The sequence below is a fragment of the Streptomyces sp. NPDC001027 genome (assembly GCF_040299045.1).
GTDB lineage: Bacteria > Actinomycetota > Actinomycetes > Streptomycetales > Streptomycetaceae > Streptomyces.
Map to the genome: position 1 here is coordinate 1 of NZ_JBEPBI010000144.1, position 20,128 is coordinate 20,128.

14 protein-coding genes are annotated in these 20,128 nt (G+C 69.9%); 6 read left to right on the forward strand and 8 right to left on the reverse strand.

Annotated elements, in window-relative coordinates; genetic code table 11:
- The coding region (locus tag ABT300_RS29495) for a carboxyl transferase domain-containing protein (RefSeq protein ID WP_351681875.1) at positions 1–474 on the reverse strand (474 nt) is incomplete at its 3' end.
- A gap of 96 nt (positions 475–570) precedes the next feature.
- Between ABT300_RS29495 and ABT300_RS29500 the strand changes: the two genes are divergently transcribed.
- Positions 571–1,167 carry an SACE_7040 family transcriptional regulator gene (locus ABT300_RS29500; protein WP_351681877.1) on the forward strand — a complete coding sequence of 199 codons (597 nt, stop codon included), beginning with the start codon at positions 571–573 and terminating at the stop codon, positions 1,165–1,167.
- Between the two features lie 80 nt (positions 1,168–1,247).
- Here ABT300_RS29500 and ABT300_RS29505 read toward each other — a convergent pair whose 3' ends face one another.
- From ABT300_RS29505 to ABT300_RS29520, 4 genes are all read right to left on the reverse strand, one after another.
- Positions 1,248–1,442, reverse strand: a complete 195-nt coding sequence (locus ABT300_RS29505) for a hypothetical protein (protein WP_351681897.1) — start codon at positions 1,440–1,442, stop codon at positions 1,248–1,250.
- Positions 1,443–1,458: 16 nt separating this feature from the next.
- Complete coding sequence (locus ABT300_RS29510) at positions 1,459–2,004, reverse strand: DUF5753 domain-containing protein (protein ID WP_351681879.1); 546 nt, start codon at positions 2,002–2,004, stop codon at positions 1,459–1,461.
- Between the two features lie 249 nt (positions 2,005–2,253).
- Positions 2,254–2,490 carry a hypothetical protein gene (locus tag ABT300_RS29515; protein WP_351681881.1) on the reverse strand — a complete coding sequence of 79 codons (237 nt, stop codon included), beginning with the start codon at positions 2,488–2,490 and terminating at the stop codon, positions 2,254–2,256.
- A 103-nt stretch (positions 2,491–2,593) separates the two neighbouring features.
- On the reverse strand, positions 2,594–8,842 hold the full coding sequence (locus ABT300_RS29520; RefSeq protein WP_351681883.1) for a DNRLRE domain-containing protein: 6,249 nt from the start codon (positions 8,840–8,842) through the stop codon (positions 2,594–2,596).
- A 978-nt stretch (positions 8,843–9,820) separates the two neighbouring features.
- Here ABT300_RS29520 and ABT300_RS29525 point away from each other — a divergent pair.
- Together ABT300_RS29525 and tesB are read left to right on the forward strand one after the other, a co-directional pair.
- Positions 9,821–10,978 carry an acyl-CoA dehydrogenase family protein gene (locus ABT300_RS29525; RefSeq protein WP_351681885.1) on the forward strand — a complete coding sequence of 386 codons (1,158 nt, stop codon included), beginning with the start codon at positions 9,821–9,823 and terminating at the stop codon, positions 10,976–10,978.
- A 36-nt stretch (positions 10,979–11,014) separates the two neighbouring features.
- Positions 11,015–11,887 (forward strand): acyl-CoA thioesterase II, encoded by an 873-nt coding sequence (tesB, locus tag ABT300_RS29530; RefSeq protein WP_351681887.1) that lies wholly within the window; start codon positions 11,015–11,017, stop codon positions 11,885–11,887.
- A gap of 35 nt (positions 11,888–11,922) precedes the next feature.
- Here the strand turns inward: tesB and ABT300_RS29535 are convergent, their stop codons facing one another.
- Positions 11,923–12,708, reverse strand: coding sequence for a phosphatase (locus ABT300_RS29535; RefSeq protein ID WP_351681889.1), 786 nt, complete (start codon positions 12,706–12,708; stop codon positions 11,923–11,925).
- A gap of 282 nt (positions 12,709–12,990) precedes the next feature.
- On the opposite strand from ABT300_RS29535, the gene speB reads away from it, so the two are divergent.
- Together speB and ABT300_RS29545 are read left to right on the forward strand one after the other, a co-directional pair.
- Positions 12,991–13,959 carry an agmatinase gene (gene speB, locus ABT300_RS29540; RefSeq protein WP_351681891.1) on the forward strand — a complete coding sequence of 323 codons (969 nt, stop codon included), beginning with the start codon at positions 12,991–12,993 and terminating at the stop codon, positions 13,957–13,959.
- Positions 13,956–15,656, forward strand: coding sequence for a thiamine pyrophosphate-binding protein (locus ABT300_RS29545; RefSeq protein ID WP_351681893.1), 1,701 nt, complete (start codon positions 13,956–13,958; stop codon positions 15,654–15,656). Before speB ends, ABT300_RS29545 begins: the two co-directional genes overlap by 4 nt.
- A gap of 130 nt (positions 15,657–15,786) precedes the next feature.
- Here the strand turns inward: ABT300_RS29545 and ABT300_RS29550 are convergent, their stop codons facing one another.
- Positions 15,787–16,593: an endonuclease I family protein gene (locus tag ABT300_RS29550; protein ID WP_351681895.1), complete on the reverse strand. Its 807-nt coding sequence runs from the start codon at positions 16,591–16,593 to the stop codon at positions 15,787–15,789.
- 200 nt (positions 16,594–16,793) lie between these two features.
- Positions 16,794–19,007, reverse strand: coding sequence for an ArnT family glycosyltransferase (locus ABT300_RS29555; protein WP_502978015.1), 2,214 nt, complete (start codon positions 19,005–19,007; stop codon positions 16,794–16,796).
- Between the two features lie 212 nt (positions 19,008–19,219).
- Between ABT300_RS29555 and ABT300_RS29560 the strand changes: the two genes are divergently transcribed.
- Positions 19,220–20,074 carry a serine hydrolase gene (locus ABT300_RS29560; protein WP_351681896.1) on the forward strand — a complete coding sequence of 285 codons (855 nt, stop codon included), beginning with the start codon at positions 19,220–19,222 and terminating at the stop codon, positions 20,072–20,074.
- Positions 20,075–20,128: the final 54 nt, after the last annotated feature.

Consider the following 20,128-nt stretch of genomic DNA (forward strand, 5'->3'; position numbering starts at 1 on the left):
CTCGTCCTGCATCGGCAGGAAGGCCCCGCCGGAGTCCACCAGGTACAGACAGGGCAGGCGGTTCTCCAGCGCCACTTCTTGGGCGCGCAGGTGCTTCTTCACCGTCATCGGGTAGTAGGTGCCGCCCTTGACGGTGGCGTCGTTGGCCACGATCACGCACTCGCGCCCGCTCACCCGCCCGATCCCGGCGATGACGCCGGCGGCCGGGGCCTGGCCGTCGTACATCCCGTCGGCGGCGAGGGGGGCGAGCTCGAGGAAGGGCGACCCAGGGTCCAGGAGGGCGTCGACCCGGTCCCGGGGCAGCAGCTTGCCGCGCGCGGTGTGCCGGGCCCGTGCCTTCTCACCGCCTCCGAGCCGGGCCGCGGCCAGCTTTCCGCGCAGCTCCTCGGCGAGGGCGCGGTGCGCTTCCTCGTTGGCCCGCCAGGCCTCCGACGCGGGATCGCCCGCGCTCGTCAGCTCCGGTGCCTCTTCCATCCTCGCGGTCCCCTCACGCCAGTGATCGACTGTTAATGAGCGTTAACTATTTCCTCCAGGTTAACGACCGCTAACCTCCCTGTCTAGAATTGCCCCATGGCCACGAGAACCGACGCCCCCACCCGGCGCGAGCAGATCCTCAGGGAGGCCGCGCGGCTGTTCGCCGAGCGCGGGTTCCACGGCGTCGGGGTCGACGAGATAGGCGCCGCGGTCGGCATCAGCGGCCCCGGTCTGTACCGGCACTTCCCCGGCAAGGACGCGATGCTCGCGGAACTGCTCGTGGGCATCAGCGGGCAGCTGCTGACCGGCGCCAGACGCCGTCTGGCGGAGGCCGACGGCGACCCGGCGGAGACGGTCCTGGACTCGCTCATCGAGGGGCACATCGACTTCGCGATCGACGACCGTCCCCTGATCACCCTGCACGACCGGGAGCTGGACCGCCTGCGCGACAGCGACCGCAAGCTGGTCCGCCAGCTCCAGCGGCAGTACGTCGAGCTGTGGGTGGAGGCGCTGCGCGCGCTCTACCCGGGCCTCGCCGAGCCCGCGGCCCGGTCCGCGGTCCACTCCGTCTTCGGCCTGCTGAACTCCACCCCGCACCTGGGCCGACCGGGCTCCCTCCCGGGCCGCGCGGCCACCGGGGAGCTGCTGCACCGCATGGCCCGCGGCGCGTTCGCGGCGGCCGCGGACGCCTGAGGCCCGGCCGGCTTCTCTCGGACGTGCCGACCGGTACGCCCTTGACCTCAAGTCCGGCAAACGGACCCGCCGAACAGCGCCTAGAGCAGGTGGTCTGCCTTGCCCGCCTTGACGTCCAGGATGAGGGCGCGCAGGGCTTCGCGGGTGTCGGTGAGGGGGCTGTCCTCCTGGCCGGCGACGGCGATGTAGGCGTTGCCGTCGAGATCGGCGCCTATGCGGAAGCAGTTGTTGCCCTCGCCGCAGAAGGGCTCTTCCCAGGTGATGTCGGCTGGTATGGCTGCTCCTCAGAGTTCATGAGCGATATCGCGGATGAGATCGCGTGAGGTCGGTGACGTCAGCGTGGCGTCGTCCATCCAGTCCAAGTGCGCACGGTACTTCGTGAGCTGCGGTCAGGTACTCCAACTGTTGCCGGGTCACCTTGGCGCCGCCGTAGGGCATGCGCAGGGCGGCTTCATGGACGTAGGCGGTGTACCGCAGTGAATCGGGCCGCTCAAAGACCTTGCGACGCTCCATGCGGTGATTTACCCGCAGTTCGACCTCCAGCCGGCTCAGGGCAGGAAGCGCAGCGGTGAAGACAGCACGGGCGTAGTCCTCGGTCTGGAGCAGCCCGGGCATGTGCATGATCTGAGCAGTACGCACGCGTGTCGCGTGCCATTCCAACTCGGCGATGTCCAGCAGGCCGGCTGGGAGAGTGCCGCGATACTGTTCCCACCAGCCTTTCTCCCCGGGGACGGCCATGGCCGCCAACGCCTCGACGTAGCTCCCGTCCGTACAGGCGTAGTCGCAGGCCAGGGTGCGGACTCGTTCGACGGAGAAGGGACGGATTCCCGACTCCATGTTGGACCCCGCACGCCGCCCCCAGGTCGCCCCGGTTGTACGCCACCGCACCTGCCTGAAGACCGGCAGGTGCAGCCGCGAGGCCGTTTACGCCACACTGATCCGACCAGTCGGGAAGCCTCCCCGCAGTGGCTCGCGAAGATCATTCGTTCGCGTTGGATCATCGAAACCGGATCGGCTGCGTCCAGGGGTTCGCAAACAGGTTTCGCCTGTCTCGGTGGTCGTTCTCGTGGACCTTTTCTCGTCCCGTCAGCGCGAGTTTCGAGAGCGATGCTTCTCATGCCGCTTGCCTGTGAGGCCAACGGCAATCCAACAGGCCATGATCACGGCACCGATGATCAGACTCTTCGGGGGAAATATGAAGCCTGTGACAATGACCAGGAAAGACATGATCACGATGCCTCGAGGCGTGTTCATGAACCGGTCGGCGGAAAGGACCATGCCGAGGAATTTCGAGGGAGTTGCAGAGCCGTGCTCTTCGGTCATTTGCGTACTTCATCTTTCCGTTGTGTTTGGCTGTTCTTGCTGTTGCGCCCCTGGTGGGGTCCCGGATGTCTCAGGGACCCCACCAGGGGTTCACGATGGGTGGTCAGCGGATCCAGCGGGTGCCGAACCCCCAGTGCTGGTTCACCTTGCCGCGACGCGTGCCGTAGCTCTTCTCACGACGGAACGTGTCCAACCATCGGCGCGGGCTCTGCGCCATGCCGATCTGACGCATCCGGGTCCAGACGCCGGGGAAGAAGGCCGCAGCGGCACCGTAGGCTCCGCTGCGAGCGTAGCCGCCACGTGTGCGTCGTGCCGTACCGATGCGGTAGTTGGCCATTCCTCCGCCGGCGCCGAGGGACGCGCCGATGATCAGGCCGCCGGCACCGGCGCAGATTCCCGCGGTCGCCGCGATGCACCCGGCGCTGAGGACGCCGATGCCCGCCGCAGCCGCCCAGCCGTAGAACTTGCGGTGCCTGCGGATGTGGCGGCCCACCGAGCTCTTCTTGAAGCTGTTCCACTTCTTCTTGAACCAGCCCAACTTGCCATCGAGGTCGTAACGGTTGACCGGGTCGCCGTTGACGTACTCGTAGGCGTTCGCGTTGCCCCCGTACACGGGGTCGGCCGACAGGAACCGTCCGCTGACGGGGTTGTACAGGCGCACACCCATAAGCGTGAGCCCGGTCAGGGTCTCGGACGAACGCTGCTTGCCGCCGAGCCAGTTGTAGCGGGTCGTCGGCTGGCCGGTCCGGGCGTTGCCGTACTCGTCGGTGTCCAGTGCCACGGGCGCCTTGCTCGTGTCCAGGGGGAGCTGGAGCGCGACATCACCGTGGATGGTGGTCAGCTGCAACGTGGTGTCGCCGGTCTTGCTCGTCGTGGCCGCGAGGTCACCGGCGATGGACTCGACGTTGCGCGACAGCGCCCCGGCGGTGTCCTCGGTCACCCATCGCGGGCTGTCGCCGTCGTCACCGTAGTGGTTGACCTTGGAACCGGTCTGGGTCCAGGTGGTGCCTGATCCCGTCTCGGTCGTAAATGAGCGGTAGCGCAGTGCGGCGTCCAGCTGCCAGCTCCGGCGGCTGCCGTTCGCGGTCTGCTGGTAGGCGAGATCGTTAACGTAGTAAGCCAGGCTTCCGTGACCGGGAAGCGCTGTCGTACGGCCGTAGGCGTCATAGGTGTAGCCCGCGTCGACGAGGCGGTCGGCGCTGTCGTAGGTGTGGCTGGTGGTGACACCTCCAGTGGTGGGGCAGTCGGAGCCGGCGACGCCTACCGCTGTGGTACGCGAGGTGCGGTTGGTACGCGCGTCGAAGGTGTAGTCGCGGCGGGTGCAGATGCCGTCGGCGGTGTCCTCGACCTTGGTCAGACGCCCAGTCCGGTCGTAGCGGTAGTTCTGCTCCGACCAGCCGGAGTGCGCGGTGACCTGGCCGTGAACGGACTCGTCCACGGTGTCGGAGTAGACGAGGGCTCCGTCACTGTCCCGCGTGTAGACACGGGAGGCGGGCGAACCGGTGGTGTCCTCGTTGAGGGTGAGGGTGTAACCGCCAGGCAGCTTCTCCGTGCGGGCGGAGCCGTCCGCGTCGTATGCGGCTTGGAAGACGCCCGCGACGGAGTCCGTGGTCCTGGTGGCCAGACCGCGCGGTTCGGCCGCGTGGTCGTAGGTGTACGTGACCGTGGACGGCACCGAGTCGGACACCTTCACCGGACGGTCCAGGAGGTCGTACTCGGTCCTCGTGGCACCGCCGTCGGCATCGGTGTAGGAGATCGTGCGGCCGAGCTTGTCGAACGCCTTGGTGATGGTGCCGGCGGTGGGAGAAACCGTCTTGACCACCTGTCCCGTGGCGGGATCGTACTCGGTGGTGGTCTCCGGCACGCCCTGCCCCGGGCCGCCGGTCACCTTCACCCCGGTCGCCCGGCCCGCAGAGTCGTGGGAGGTGACCGTGGTGCGGGTGACGCCGTTCGCAGTCTCCGTGACCTTGGCGGCGTTGCCCCAGCGGTCGTACTCGGTGACCGTGGTGGGCAGTTCATTGGGCTGCGAGCTGCCTGTGACCGTACCGGCCGGGCCGGTCGAGCACAGCAGGTCGGCCCACTCGGGCCGGCCCTGGCAGGTGCCGGTGCCGGTGGCGGACCAGTAGGTACTCACCCGCGTCGCCGCGTCCGTTCCCGTCGCACCGGGCGGCAGCTGCTTGACGACACGGCCCTGAGTGTCGAACTGGGTCTCCGTGGTCAGAGCCAGGCCGCTGGGGTCCTGGACGGTCTTGACGGCAAGGCCCTTGGCCCAGTCGAAGACAGTTTGCACGTGACGGGTCTCGCCCTGCACACCGGGGTGCTCGCGCACCTGAGCGCCGGTCGTGACCCTGGTGACCTGGTCCTTGACCTTCGCAGTGCCGTCCGTGGGCCGGCCCGCGTCGAACTCCTTGACCGTCCAGGAACGCGCGGTCACCGAGGAGCCCGCGGGGACCAGGGTGTTCGTGCCGTCCTTGAGGTCGGTCGTGAGGTCGATCCGGCGCAGCGGGCCGAACTCTTCCAGCTCCCGGGTGCCGGAGTCGTTGTAGACGGAGCGGTTTGCCAGCAGGTCGGCACGCTCTGCGGAGGTCAGCTGGGCGATGCCCAGCTCGGCCTGGGTGACGCGGTCGCTGTCGGTGAGGCCGAGGGCGACGGCGCGGTTGCCCGGCGACAGTTCCCGCACAGCGTTGCCGAAACGGTCGTATTCGCTGGTGCTGATGTGTCCGCCGGGGGCGGCGGAGTTGACCTCGCGGCCGGAGACACCCAGGTAGTGCACGGCGGCGCGCTGGTAGTCATTGGCGCCCAGGGCGGAACCGGCATAGCCGGCGGGAACCGCGTCGGCGGGGAAGACGGCTGTGGCGTCGGTAGGGGCGTCGGTCTGGCCCCAGTCGCGCACCTGGGCCGGAGCCATGGCGTAGGGAGCGGAGCTTCCTGTCAGGGGCACCTCGTAGACGATGCTTGTCGCGGCCTGCCCCTCGACGACGTCCGGGGTGCCCTGCTTGAGCGCTGCCCGGGTCACCTTGAGGAGCATGCCGTCACCGGAGGCCGAGCGGGTGCCCGCCTTGCCATAGGTGAAGACCCACGGCAGCTCGCCGGCGGGAGTGAGGCTTACGACGCGACCTGCGGCGTCGTAGTCGTACGCCGTCTTCAGCGCGGGCAAGATCTGCGGGTTCCATGCCTCGCGCAGTCGCCCGGAGGCGTCGTAGGCGTAGGACTGCACGGGTTTGGCCGTCGCGGCGGCGGCACCGGGATCAGTTGCCCAGAGGCGGATCTCCTTGACCTGGCCGTTGTAGTCACCGTACGTGCTCGCGGTGGCGGACGTCGTGGTCGCGTAGACGTACTCGACCACGCGGCAGCCCCTGGTGGCCGAGTCCGCCGTGCAGGCCGCGGCCGAGGCGACGGAGTTGGGGGCGATGACCTTCTTGGGGCGAACCAGCTTCTTGCCGTCCACGGTCACGGTCTCGGACACGACGGTGGTGGCCGAGTTGGTCATGCCGTCGAGCAGCGTGCTGGAGACCGGCCAGGTGGTGGCGGTCGCATCCGGTTTGGTGAACTCGGTGACATTGCCCTCGGTGTCCGAGAGGGTGAATGAGCCGGAGGTGGAGCCCTTCAGGGTGAGCACCTCGGAGCCGGGCTCGGGGATCCAGCCGTTCTCCGCGGCGTTGGCCGTGAAGTGGACCGCTTCGCCCTCCGCCAGCACCACATCGACCGCGGTGTCGGAGACCCTACGGATGTGGGAGTAGTCGGACTCCTCCTCCTCGGCCGCCGTTCCCGCGACCCATTCCTTGCCGAAGATCGCCGCCTGGCCCTCCTGCTTGGCGCCCTGGTCGGGCATACGGGAGGAGGCGGTCCGCGAGACACCGAGATCGAACGCGGACGCATCGGTGGCGGAGAGGGTGTAGTCGCCGGTGAGGAAGTTCAGAGAGCCGGGGCCGATGTCGTCGGACGCGGCACCAGAGGCACCGCGGTCGACGACGACGGTCAGCGGACGGGTGGTGCCGCTGCCGCCGGGGCCGGTGAAGTCGGCCTTGATCTGGACGGTGCCGTCAGGATTGACCGTATCGGTGGTGTTCCACACCAGCGGAGTGTTCTTGCCGCCGGTCATCGGGACGGGCCACGCGGTCAGCGGGGTGCCGCCGGAGGTGACGTCGCCCGCAGGGATGACCATCCACGCGTCTGCCTCGGAGCGACGCCAGGAGAAGGACACCTTGTCGTACTTGGCGCCGTCCGCGTCCGTCACAAGGGATAGACGGCGGGCAGTACGCTCGCCCTCGCTCGGCTGGACGAAGCCGCCCGGGCCGACGTGGAAGGTGTACTCGATCGCCTCGGACTTGTTGTCAGCCTTGTCGGCCGAGCGGACCTGGAGGGTGTGGGTGCCGTCCTTGGGCGGGGCGACAGAGACGGCCTTGACGCCGCTCGTGCCGCCGGTGGCGGCCTTGGTCCAGGTCACGCCGTCCAGAGACCATTCGAGCCAGTTGTGATCGCCGGCTGGCGGGGTCACGTTGAACGTGCCGACCTGGCCGGCGCCCTTGACCCACGCGTTAGCCGGGTAATCGGTCGAGGAGATGTCGGTCGGGGCGGAGGGCGCGGTGGTGTCGATCGTGAAGGTCTTCCACTCCGACCAGCCCAGGTTGTAATGGGCTCCGTCGTACGGGGAGGTGCGGAAGCGGTACGTCTTGCCGTTGGTGAGCACGCCGGCCGGGACGGTCACCGAGGCGACCTGGCCGGAACTCGCCCAGGGGGAGACGATGACCTTGCCGACCTGGGTGTTGGTGGCGTTGTCGAAGATCTGGAAGGTGCCGTTGACCTTGTCACCGTTGGGGTCGACGAACGTGTCCCGCAGGGTCGGGGTGACGGTGTTGACGATGTAGGCGCTGCCGTAGGAGAAGAACGGCGGGCCCGCCTCCTGCTTTGTGCCGGTGCGTGGCCGGTAGTTGTAGGTGACGGTCAGCTTGGGCGGGTTGGAGGCGGCATTGGCGGAGTTGACCCGCTTCCACTGTCCAGTGGCGTTCTCGTCGGAGGCGCGCAGGCCCATGTGGGACTTGGCTGCCTTGGCCGACGCCCATTCCTGCACCATCGTGGTGACGTCGGCGTTGATCCAGCCGTCCGGCTGCGTGGTGCACGAGGCGTTGCCCCGCGTCTCTGAGGACGTGGCCTTCGTCGCGGTCCAGGCTGGCTGTGCCGTCCACCGCGACGACGTCGTTGCCGCACCGGTGGACCACACCTCCCACGGCTGGGTCGGACATGCTGAACCGGTGTAGTTGCCGGAATGGAAGTTCCACAAGGAGAGCTTCGCGTCCGACACCAGCGCATCGGCGATCGGCACGGTGTTCCAGGAGACGAACGACCGGGCTGTGCGGTACGTCCCGTCGGTGTTCTTCGTGCCGGGGTTGCCCAGGTTCAGCTCGACATCGGTGGACCAGTCGGTCGTGGTGCCCTGCTGGACGTAGGTGTCGAAGACGTTCGACAGCGCTGAGGTCGAGGGATCGACCGTGATCGGGTACTTCGTGGCCGGATCGGCCAGGAAGCCGGCATCGGGGGTGAGGACGAGGTCGACACCGCCCTTGGCCTTGACGACCTTCATGCCGACCTTGAACTGACGCGTGTGCTCACCGGAGACGGGGTCGACGGTGGCATCCCACATGACCGGAGAGGGCATGACGGCCGTCTTCTCCGACTTCTTGTCGGTGAACAGCACGCTGCCGTCAGCCTGCTGCTCGACCTTCAGGCCCTTGGTCCGCAGCGGCAGCGTGTAGGAGAAGCCGTCAGTGGTGGGCTTCTGCTTGATCTCGACGAACTGCTCGAAGCCGGTACGGGTGGCTTCCACCACCACGTCCGCGCCGGGTACCGCGTTCACATAGGTGGCGCGGGTGCCGTCCAGTTGCGGGGCGGGCAGTCCGCCGCGCCACTGCAGCGTGATCTGCTCGTCGCTCTGGCCGAGAGTGACCAGATCGGTGGCGGGAGCGGTCTGGGCCGCGCGCAGAGAGGACGCCTTCGCGCCCTTCTTGCCCGACAGCTTCAGCCCGGCCGGGTGTGCCTTGGAGGCGACCGAACCATCGGCCTGAGTGACCAGGTCGACATCGATATCGCGCCAGTCACCCGTGGCAGTGTCCTGGAAGCGCACCGGTCCTGCGGTCAGCTCGGTGGTGAGGGAGCCGTCCTTGTTGACCCAGGTGGTCGATGTCTCGGTTCGCTCGGAGAGTGCCTCGACCCTCCTGCCGGAGAGTTTCGCAGCCACACGCGCCGAAGCGATGTCGGAGGCTTGCGTCACTGTCTTCTGCTGAGGTTCGGCTGCAGGCGCCTGCTGCGGCTGGGCGATCGCCGAGCCTGCGCCATCCAGCAGAGTGATGGCCATAGCCAAGGCGATACCGCTCGCTATGAAGCGGACCTTCCGCCCGGACCAAGGCAGCCGTCCGCGTCTGTCTAACGCGGGTATACGAATCGTCATGAGTCCCCGTGTACTTAGTTTCTGACGTATCGTCATGTGATGCAGTTGTGTCGGAGGTGAGAGAGTGGCGGCGCCTCGTGCAGGTGCATTCACAGAGGCACCCATCTGGCTTGGGCTGCCCTCTCGGCAGTCGATACGGTGACCGTATGTCAGGGGCATGGCGGTAATGGAGATGGTGGAGATTCTCTGAGGTTGAATTGAGGTATGCGAGGCGGACGAGGATGAGGGGTCAGTGGACCCTCAATAGTCTCGGTGGGCGAGGTTTTGGCAGGTCAGGGCCGATGGGGCCGTGTACTTGGGAGTGAACCTCGGACGCTCTGGGGCGGTTCTGCTTCGCCCGGTGCGGGCCTCGTTCGGCTGACGGTCGGCGCCGTTCGTCGCGGTCTGCCTCAGCTTCAGCCATGAAAGCCAGCCACGACCGCGCGTCAGTCGACTGATCAGGCGTGCGTTTGCCTCGCTGCGCCTACACCGGCCTCAGCCATGCAATCGGCCATCGACCAGTGCAAGCGCTCGACGGCCACTCGGCGACGATGCCCGAGTCATCAGCGTGGGAAGCTCGGGGCATCAAGGGCTTGGTCGGGGTCTGATCTGCGACGGAAAGAGCAGGGAAGGCGACCGGGTGGCGAAGAGAGAACGGATCGGCAGAGCCCTTGGAGCGTGATCGCACCCTTTCCGGCGATCGGGCCGCCTGCCTGCCGGTACGTGACGAGCGTTACGGGTGCCGAGCCCCGAGAGGTCTGGACGCCCCTCCCTACCCGCCGGTACGGTGAATCCTGAGCGAGCGCTTAGCCCGGGGGACCGCGACCACGCATTGAGGAACCCCCACGGCGAGCAACCAGGTACGCGAGAGCGGCGCCGGTTTAGGCGCACAGAAGGGTGGCGGCGGTGCGCCGTACGGTGTTCAACGAGGACCACGAGGCGTTCCGGGAGACCCTCCGGGCCTTCATCGAGGCCGAGGTCGTCCCGGTCTACGACGAGTGGTTCGCGGCCGGCCAGGCGCCGCGCGACTTCTACTACAAGCTCGCCGAGCTGGGCGTCTTCGGCATCCGCGTCGACGAGGAGTACGGCGGCGCCGGCATCGACTCGTACAAGTTCGAGGCCGTCCTGTACGAGGAGACGGCCCGCGCGGGCGTCACCTTCGGCGGCTCCGGCGTGCACGTGCTGCTCGGTCTGCCGTACATCAAGCTGCTCGCCAACGACGAGCAGAAGAAGCGCTACCTGCCGAAGTTCGTCTCCGGCGAGGAGATGTGGGCGATCGCGATGACCGAGCCGGGCACCGGCTCCGACCTCGCGGGCATGAAGACCACCGCCAAGCTGAGCGAGGACGGCACGCACTACGTCCTCAACGGCTCCAAGACCTTCATCACCGGCGGCGTCCACGCCGACCAGATGATCGTCTGCGCCCGGACCGACGCGCCGAGCGCCGACGACCGCCGGCACGGCATATCGCTCCTCGTGGTGGACACCAAGTCCGAGGGCTACTCGATCGGCCGCAAGCTGGACAAGCTCGGCCTGAAGACCTCCGACACCGCCGAGCTGGCGTTCGTCGACGTCAAGGTGCCCGTGGAGAACCTCCTCGGCGAGGAGAACAAGGGCTTCTCCTACCTCGGCCACAACCTGGCCTCCGAGCGCTGGGGCATCGCCTACGGCGCGTACGCGCAGGCCAAGGCCGCCGTCCGGTTCGCCAAGCAGTACGTGCAGGAGCGCACCGTATTCGGCAAGCCGGTCGCGCACTTCCAGAACACCAAGTTCGAGCTGGCCGCCTGCCAGGCCGAGGTGGACGCGGCCGAGGCCGTCGCCGACCGCGCCACGGAGGCGCTGGACGCCGGTGAGCTGACGCCGGCCGAGGCCGCGAGCGCCAAGCTGTTCTGCACCGAGGTCGCCCACCGCGTCATCGACCGCTGCCTCCAACTGCACGGCGGCTACGGCTTCATGAACGAGTACCCGATCGCCCGCCTGTACGCGGACAACCGCGTCAACCGCATCTACGGCGGCACCAGCGAGATCATGAAGTCGATCATCGCCAAGGACATGGGTCTGTAAGGTCCCGGCGACGGCTGCCCGGCACGACTGGACGTCATGAACGACGCACTGCAGGATCTCCTCGATCTGCTCGACCTGGAACAGATCGAGGAGAACATCTTCCGCGGCCGCTCCCGGACCGCCGTCGTCCCACGCGTGTTCGGCGGACAGGTGGCGGCCCAGGCGCTGGTCGCCGCCGGGCGGACGGTCCCGCAGGACCGGCCCGCCCATTCCCTCCACGCGTACTTCCTGCGTGCGGGGGACCCCGGGGCGCCCATCGTCTACGACGTCGAGCGCATCCGGGACGGCCGTTCCTTCACCACCCGCCGGGTGGTCGCCGTCCAGCACGGCCGGCCGATCTTCTCGCTGTCGGCGTCCTTCCAGGCGTACGAGGAAGGCCTCGACCACCAGGCGCCGATGCCCGCCTCGCCGGACCCGGCGGCGCTGCCCACCTCCCGGGAGCGGCTGCGCGGCTACGGCCACCTCGACCCGGCGGTCGTCGCGCGGTTCCTGGAGACCCGCGAGGCCATCGACCTGCGGTATGTCGAGGAGCCGCCGTACGGGAAGTTCGGCGAGCCGCGCGAACCGCACTCCCAGGTGTGGTTCCGCACCGACGGCAAGCTGGCCGACGACCCGTTGCTGCACGTCGTCCTCGCCACCTACGTCTCCGACATGACCCTGCTCGACTCGGTGCTGCTCGCGCACGGGCGCGGCGGCTGGGCCGTGGGGGACGTGGTGGGGGCGTCCCTGGACCACGCGATGTGGTTCCACCGCCCGTTCCGCGCCGACGAGTGGCTCCTGTACGACCAGGAGTCGCCCTCCGCGCACGGCGGCCGCGGCCTCGGCCAGGCCCGCATCTACACGCAGGACGGCCGGCTCGCGGTGTCGGTGATCCAGGAGGGCGTGGTCCGCGTCCCCCGGGCGGGCTGAACCCCTGTCCTGAACCCCCGTCCGTGCCCCCCGTCCTACAGGCCCGCCTCCGCGAGCAGGTAGGCGACCATCGGGTCGTAGTGGCGCGGGCTGACGACGTGGTCGTCCAGGGGGACCGCCACCTGGACGACGCCCTCCGCCTCGCCGATGAACAGCGCCGGGTCGTTGCAGTCGGCGTAGCCGACGGAGTCCACGCCGTGCCGGCCGGCGTATCCCGCCCAGCCGTGGTCGGCGACGACCAGGTCCGGCAGCGGGCGCCCCGCGCGCTCCAGCGCCGTCAGGATCGCCTTCATCGGCTCGCCCGAATGGGTGTGCCACAGCGTCGCCCCGTGCTCGAGCACCGCCACGTCGGCGACCTGCCAGACGTACCCCTCGTCGGTCTGCAGACCCGGCGGGACGACGACGATCTCGCAGCCCGCCGCGCGCAGGGCCGCGGCGGTCGCGCGGTGCACGTCCAGCAGGCCGCCCGGGTGACCGGTGGCGAACAGCACCCGCTGCCGGCCCTCGGCCGCCTTGCGCAGCCGGGCCGCCATCCGGTTCAGGCCGTCGACCGTCAGCTCGGGGTCGATGGTGTCCTGGCCGTAGCGGTACTCGGGGTCGTCGTTGACGCCCACCCGCTCCGCCATCACCGCGAGCACGTCCTGCTCGTCGGTCCAGCGGTCGCCGAGTTCCAGGCCCAGCCAGAAGTTGCGCACGCCGTTGGCGAGTTGGCGGTAGTGCGAGAGGTTGTTCTCGCGCGGGGTGGCGACGTCCCCGGCGATACGCGTTCTGACGAGGTGGTCGACGAGTTCGACGCGGCTGGGCGTCGCGGATATCGGCATGGTCTCCATTGTGGGGCAGCGGACTGTGGGCGTCCCGGCTGTTGCGGACGCTGGGACACGCGTCACGCACTCCCCGTGCCGGTCCTTGCCGATTCCGGCCGTCCTTGCCGATACCGGAAGGTCGACGGCCCCCTGATGGACGAAACGTACAGTTCGCGGCCGTCGCAGGGCTGCCTAGGGTTGACGGGAGCCCCCGACCCGGTCCCCGTAGGTCCGGTCCCCGTAGGGTCTGGCGACAAGCAGTGCACACGCGACGAAGCGTGAGAAAGAGAGCATTCGACCATGAACGCCAACGAGACGCCCCGCGGCCCCGTCGACTCCTCCCGCATCCCGCGGTACGCCGGCCCCGCCACCTTCGCCCGGCTGCCCCGTCTCGACGAGGTCGGCCGGGCCGACGTCGCCGTCGTGGGCGTGCCGTTCGACTCGGGCGTCTCCTACCGGCCCGGCGCCCGCTTCGGCGGCAACGCGATCCGTGAGGCGTCCCGGCTGCTGCGGCCGTACAACCCGGCGCAGGACGCCTCCCCGTTCGCCCTCGCCCAGGTCGCGGACGGCGGCGACATCGCGGTGAACCCGTTCGACATCCACGAGGCCGTGGAGACGATCGAGGCGGCCGCCGACGACCTGCTCGGCACCGGCGCGCGCCTGATGACCCTGGGCGGCGACCACACCATCGCGCTCCCGCTGCTGCGCTCGGTCGCGAAGAAGCACGGCCCCGTGGCCCTGCTCCACTTCGACGCCCACCTCGACACCTGGGACACCTACTTCGGCGCGGAGTACACGCACGGCACGCCGTTCCGCCGGGCGGTGGAGGAGGGCGTCCTCGACACCGAGGCGCTCTCCCACGTCGGCACCCGCGGCCCCCTGTACGGCAAGCAGGACCTCACCGACGACGAGAAGATGGGCTTCGGCATCGTCACCTCGGCGGACGTCTACCGGCGCGGCGCCGACGAGATCGCCGACCAGTTGCGCCAGCGCATCGGCGACCGCCCCCTCTACATCTCCATCGACATCGACTGCCTCGACCCGGCGCACGCGCCCGGCACCGGCACCCCGGAGGCGGGCGGCATGACCTCCCGCGAGCTCCTGGAGATCCTGCGGGGCCTCGCCTCCTGCAACCTGGTCTCGGCGGACGTCGTCGAGGTGGCCCCCGCGTACGATCACGCGGAGATCACGTCGGTGGCCGCGTCCCACACGGCGTACGAACTCACCACGATCATGTCCCGACAGATTGCCGAGGCTCGCGCGAAGTGACTCACGACCACGACCTGGTGCTCCGCCCGACCGCCGCGCAGACGGAGGCCGCGCTGAACCCTCCGCCCGGCCGCACCGGAGGAGACCTGGTCGTGGAGACCCTGGCCGCGCTCGGCGCGACGACCGTGTTCGGCCTGCCCGGCCAGCACGCGCTCGCCGTGTTCGACGCCCTGCGCCGCTCCTCGCTGCGCTACGTCGGCCTGCGGATGGAGAACAACGCGGGCTTCGCGGCGGACGCCTACGGCAGGATCACCGGGGAGGCGGCGCCGCTGCTGCTGTCGACGGGCCCGGGCGCGCTCACCTCCCTCGCCGCGCTGCACGAGGCAGCGGCGGCCTCAGCCCCCGTCCTGGCGGTCAGCAGCCAGGTCCCGACGGCGGGCCTGGGCGGCGGCCGACGCGGCTACCTGCACGAACTCCCGGACCAGGCGGCCTCGTTCAGGGGCGTCGTGAAGTCCGTCCACCAGGCCCGCACCGCGTCGCAGATCCCGTCGGCGATCGAGGCGGCCTGGAAGTCCGCGCTGACGGTCCCGCACGGCCCGGTGTGGGTGGAGATCCCGCAGGACGTGCTGCTCGCGCCGACGTCGATCCCGGTCGTGACGGGCGGCGACGCCTTCCCCGACGAACTGCCGCCGCGCCCCGAACTGACGGCCCTGGCCGCCGACCTGCTGTCGCGTGCCGAGCGCCCGGCGATCATCGCGGGCGGGGGAGTGGTCCGGGCGGACGCGTCGGGCAAGCTCAGGCAGCTGGCGGAGCGGCTCGACGCGCCCGTCGTCACCACCCCCGGCGGCAAGGGCGCGTTCCCGTGGGCGCACCCCCTCTCCCTGCAGTCCTGGCTGGAGGACCGGCACACCACGGACTTCCTGGAGGACGCCGACGTCCTGCTGGTGGTCGGCTCGGGCCTCGGCGAACTGTCGTCCAACTACCACACGTTCACGCCTCGCGGCCGGATCGTCCAGATCGAGGCCGACCTCGGCAAGCTGGAGTCCAACCACCCGGCGCTGGGCATCCACGCGGACGCCCGCCTCGCGTTGCAGGCGCTCCTGGAGACGGTCGAGCGACGGCAGGACGAGACCGCCCCCGGCCGGGTACGGGACCTGCTCGCCAGGGTCGCGAGCCGCATCGCCGCCCAGGACCTCACGCTGGAGCAGGACGTGCTGGCGTCGGTGCGCAGGGCGCTGCCGGCCGACTCCCCGTCCTTCTGGGACATGACGATCCTGGCCTACTGGGCGTGGTCGGCCTTCGACGCCCAGGGCCCGAACCACATGCACTCCGCGCAGGGCGCCGGCGGCCTCGGCTACGCCTTCCCCGCGGCGCTGGGCGCGGCGGTGGCCGACCCGACCCGGCCGGTGCTCGCGGTCTCCGGGGACGGGGGCGCCCTGTACTCGGTCGCCGAGCTCGCCACGGCCCGCCAGCACGACCTGGACGTCACCTGGCTGATCGTCGACGACGGCGGCTACGGCATCCTGCGCGAGTACATGACGGACTCCTTCGGCGCGGCCACCGGCACGGAGCTGGCCCGCCCGGACTACGCGGCGCTGGCGGAGTCCTTCGGTGTGCCGGGCGTGCGGACGTCCCCGCAGACCCTGGCGGCGGATCTGGCGAAGGCGCTCTCCGAGCCCGGCCCGTCGGTCGTGGTCCTCCCGGCGCTGCTGCGCATGTTCGCGCCGACGCACACCGGGACCGGCGACGCCCGTTGACGCCGTCCCGGCATCGTTGAACCACCAGGATCACCCCACCCCCGCCACGGCTCCGGGGTGACGCCGAGAGGGGCCGAACCCCTGTGCGGTCAGGGGAGGTTCGGCCCCTCCACGGGTTCGTGCGGAGGTCCTACCAGATCGCCTCGACCCACTCCGGGTGGTCGATGAACGGGTTGCGGTTGTGCTGGTAGGTGTCGTAGATGGTCTGGTTGCGCTTCTCCTCGAAGGCGCTCGGCGGGTCCTCGTCGTTCCACTGCTTGAGCACCGAGAGCTTGCCGATGTACGGGTTGCTGCCGTTGTTGACCTTCTCGTTGGGCTCCAGGTCGGCGAAGCCGTCGCCGCCGTCGTAGCGGACCGCCATGTAGAGGATCATGCGGGCCACATCGCCCTTGTCGGCGTCGCGCGGCTCGAAGGAGTCCGAGTCGGTGAGGCTGCCGCCGCCGCCCGAGACGGTGCTGCCGCCGTTGTCGAAGTCCTTGTTGCCGCGGATGCTGTTGACCGTCACGTCCGCGGGACGCAGGTGGTGCAGGTCCGTGCCGGGGCCGGTCACCTCGCCGAAGTCGCCGTGCGACTTGGCCCAGACGTGCTCGCGGTTCCAGTCGCCGACGTCGCCGCCGTTGAGGGACTTGCTGCGCGAGACGCCGCTGTACAGCAGGATCACGTTGTTGCTGTTGTTCGGGTCCTGGTCGGTCACCTTGAGGGCGTTCCAGACCGCGGAGTAGGAGATCTTCGAGACGTTGGCGCTGATGATCGTGTGCAGGGAGGACTTCAGGCTCGTGCCCGTCTTGCCGACCGCGTTCTTGTAGTACGTCGAGTCGTACGCCGTCGTGGTCGCCGCGGCGGGGGACGCGGTGAGCGCGGGGGCGGTGAGGCCGACCAGGACGGCAGTGGTGGCAAGCGCCACCGACTTCCATCGGCGTATGCGTGTCGCCAGCATGTGGGGTGTCCGATCTACGCGGGTTGATTGAAGGCGGCAATCGGGAGAGTGACATGCACATGCGGTCATGGCAATGAATCTGACATGTCTTTCAGATGACGAGAACCGGCAAACTGCCCTTTGTCTACGCGAGTTGACGTGCGCAAACGGCCCCCGACGGGTGAGTCGGAGGCCGTCGCCGCCGTACGGGTGAGGGCGTGTCAGCCCACGTCGGAGGGGTCGAGCCGGTAGACGGTGGACGTGGTGGAGGCGCCGTCCCCGGAACCGGCCTCGGAGGCCGACGTCGCGCCGTACTCGCTCGCCTGCACCGCCGTGCCGTTCTGCTGCACCCACGCGGTGATCTCGGCCGGCAGGCTGTTGTCGCCGCCGCCGGGACCGCGACCGCCGCCGCCGAGCTGGATGTAGTGCAGCTCGCCCTTCTTCACCAGCTCCTTGAGCCGGGTCGGCGTCATCGCGTTGTCGGAGCCGGTGAAGCCGAACATCGAGATGACGGGCTTGCCGGTGCTCAGGATCAGCCGGCCCGCGCTCTGGGAGTCGGACACCGCGATCAGCCAGGTGGCGCCGTCCTGGTGCTTCTCCAGGTACGAGACCAGCCCGCTGTCGGCGCCGCCCATGCCCCCGCCTCCGCCCATGCCGCCGGGAGCGCCGCCCGTCGTGCCGCCGGGAGCCGTGCCGTTCTCGCCGCCGCCCTGGGGGAGTTCTCCGGCGCCGCCGCCCGGCGTCGTCGGGCCGTCGCCGCCCCCGGGGAGCTCCCCGCCCGCCTGGCCGCCCTGCCGCGTGCCGCCCGGCGGCTGGCCGCCGCCCCCGCCGAAGCCGCCCCGTCCGCCGCCCCCGCCGCCGGGACCGCCCATGCCGCCGCCGGTGGACGGGCCCGCGGTCGGGTTGGCGCCGCCCATCATGCCGCCGGAGGCGCCGAAGGCGGGCGAGGCCGCGTACGCCGTCGGACCCGCCAGGGCCGCCACGAGCGCCGCCGCGACGGACGCCCCGAGCAGCCGGAGCCGCATGCCCGAGTGCGCCGACCGCAGGACGAGCAGGCCCACCAGCGCGAGGACCATGACCACGCCCACCGCCGGCCACAGCCAGGTGTTCCAGCCCGTGGCCCGCCGCAGCAGCACGATCGCCCAGCCGCCGGTGACCGCGAGAGCGGCCGGCAGCACCCACGACCAGCGGGCGTCGCCGCCGCGGAAGGCACGCCACAGCAGGACGCCGCCGCCCCCGCACAGCGCCGCGACGCCCGGGGCCAGCGCGGTCGTGTAGTACGGGTGCATCGTGCCCTCGGCCATGGCGAACGTCAGGTAGTGCAGCACGAGCCAGCCGCCCCACATCACCAGCGCGGCACGCGTCGCGTCGGTGCGCGGGGCCCGGCCGCACCGCACCAGACCGGCGACGAGCGCGACGCCCGCGAAGGGGATCAGCCAGGAGATCTGGCCGCCGAGGACGTCGTTGAACATCCGGCCGATGCCCGCTGTCCCGGCGAAGGACGCGCCGCCTCCGCCGCCCCCGCCGTTGCCCTCGCCGCCGAGGACCCGGCCGAGGCCGTTGTAGCCCATGATCAGGTCCCAGGCGCCGCCGTCGGTCGAACCGCCGATGTACGGGCGGTCGTCGGCCGGCACGAACGAGACCGCGGTCGCCCACCAGAAGCTCGAGACGGCCAGCGCCACGGCGGCGAGCGCCAGGTTGACGGCCTTCTTCCGCAGGCCGAGCCGCGACGCGTACAGGTACACGGCGAAGACGGCGGGGAGGGCGATGTAGCCCTGGAGCATCTTGGTGTTGAAGGCGAGGCCGAAGCAGACCGCGGAGCCGAGGAGCGGCAGCAGCCTGTCGTCGCGGGTGGCGCGCAGGGCGAGCGCGGCGCCCGCCGTCATCAGCAGGACGAGGATCGTGTCGGGGTTGTTGTCGCGGTTGATGGCGACGGTGATGGGCGTCAGCGCGAGCGCCAGCGCCGCGACGGCGGCCGCGACGTGTCCGAACGCCCGCTTCACACTGGAGTGCAGGATCCAGATCGTGCCCAGCGCCGCCGCGATCTGCGGGGCCGTCATCTGCCAGGCGCCGAAGCCGAGAACCCGGCAGGACAGGCCCATGACCATGAGCGCGAACGGCGGTTTGTCGACGGTGAGGAAGTTCCCGGCGTCGAGTGAGCCGAAGAACCACGCCTTCCAGCTCTGCGTGCCGCTGTAGACGGCGGCGCTGTAGAAGCTGTTGAGGCTGTCGCCGGACAGGTTCCAGCCGTAGAGCACCCCCGCCAGGGCCAGGATCGCGATCAGTGCGGGCAGCGACCAGCGGGGCGCCTTGTGCGGCGGGTGCGCCGGAGGGGCCGCCCGGGAGGCGGCCGGCGGCGGCCGGTCCGGGGAGACGGCGGGGGACCCGGCGGGAGCCGCGTTCGGGCGGGGGAGGGGATCGGTGGCAGATGTCACCACTGCACGATGCGCACGGCGGATGAGCGAGGCCTGTGCTCCACCTGGGGACGAGCTGTGGCCTGATGAGAAGCGGGTGAGCGCGCTTCCCGCGCGAGGCGAACTTCCCCTGGCGGTCCGCGATATGTCTCCGCCCGGCGACGAACCTGTCACGAACTCCCGCAGCTCGAACGGAAGTACAACTATCGATCAGATGTGTGAGTCAACGTGGCATGACTCACCGGACCGCATTCCGCAGAAGGGGACTGGCCGCCACGGCGCTCGGCGCCGCCGTCCTCGTCACCGGCGTGGCCACCGCCGCGCCCGCCTCCGCCGCCGCGCCCACCGTCAGCTGCACGTCGAACAAGGCCGCTCTGGCGACCAAGCTGAAGAAGGACATCACCGCCGCGCTGGTGGGCCGCAAGGGCACGATCGCCGTCGGCCTCTACGACCGCAGCACGAACACCACCTGCACCCTGCGCGCCTCCACCGCCTACGACTCGGCCAGCGTGGTCAAGGTGACCGTCCTGTCCGCGCTGCTGTGGGACGCGCAGAAAGCGGGCCGCACGCTGACCAGCCGTGAGAAGTCGCTCGCCACCGCCATGATCACCAAGTCGGACAACGCCTCCACCTCCACCCTGTGGAAGCAGCTCGGCGTGACGAAGATCAAGAAGTTCCTGACGGCCGCGAAGATGACCCAGACCACGCCCGGTGCGAACAACTACTGGGGACTGACCCAGATCACCGTCACCGACGAGCAGAAGCTGCTCAAGCTGATCCACGCCCGCAACGCGGTGCTGACCGACGCCTCGCGCTCCTACGTCAGCACCCTGATGGGCAAGGTCGTCTCCGCGCAGCGCTGGGGCACCCCGTACGGCCGGCCCGCGAACGTGACCTGGCACGTCAAGAACGGCTGGCTGTCGCGCGCCACGCAGGGCTGGCGGGTGCACAGCGTCGGCACGTTCAAGGGCGGCGGCCACGACTACGTGATGACGGTCCTCACGCACGGCAACAGCACCATGAACTACGGCATCGCCACCATCCAGGGCGTCGCCAAGGTCATCCACAAGGACCTGGCCGCCTCCTGAGCGTGCCCCCGCGCATGATCCCCTCCGCCGGTCGCCGGCCCGTCACCGATCCGC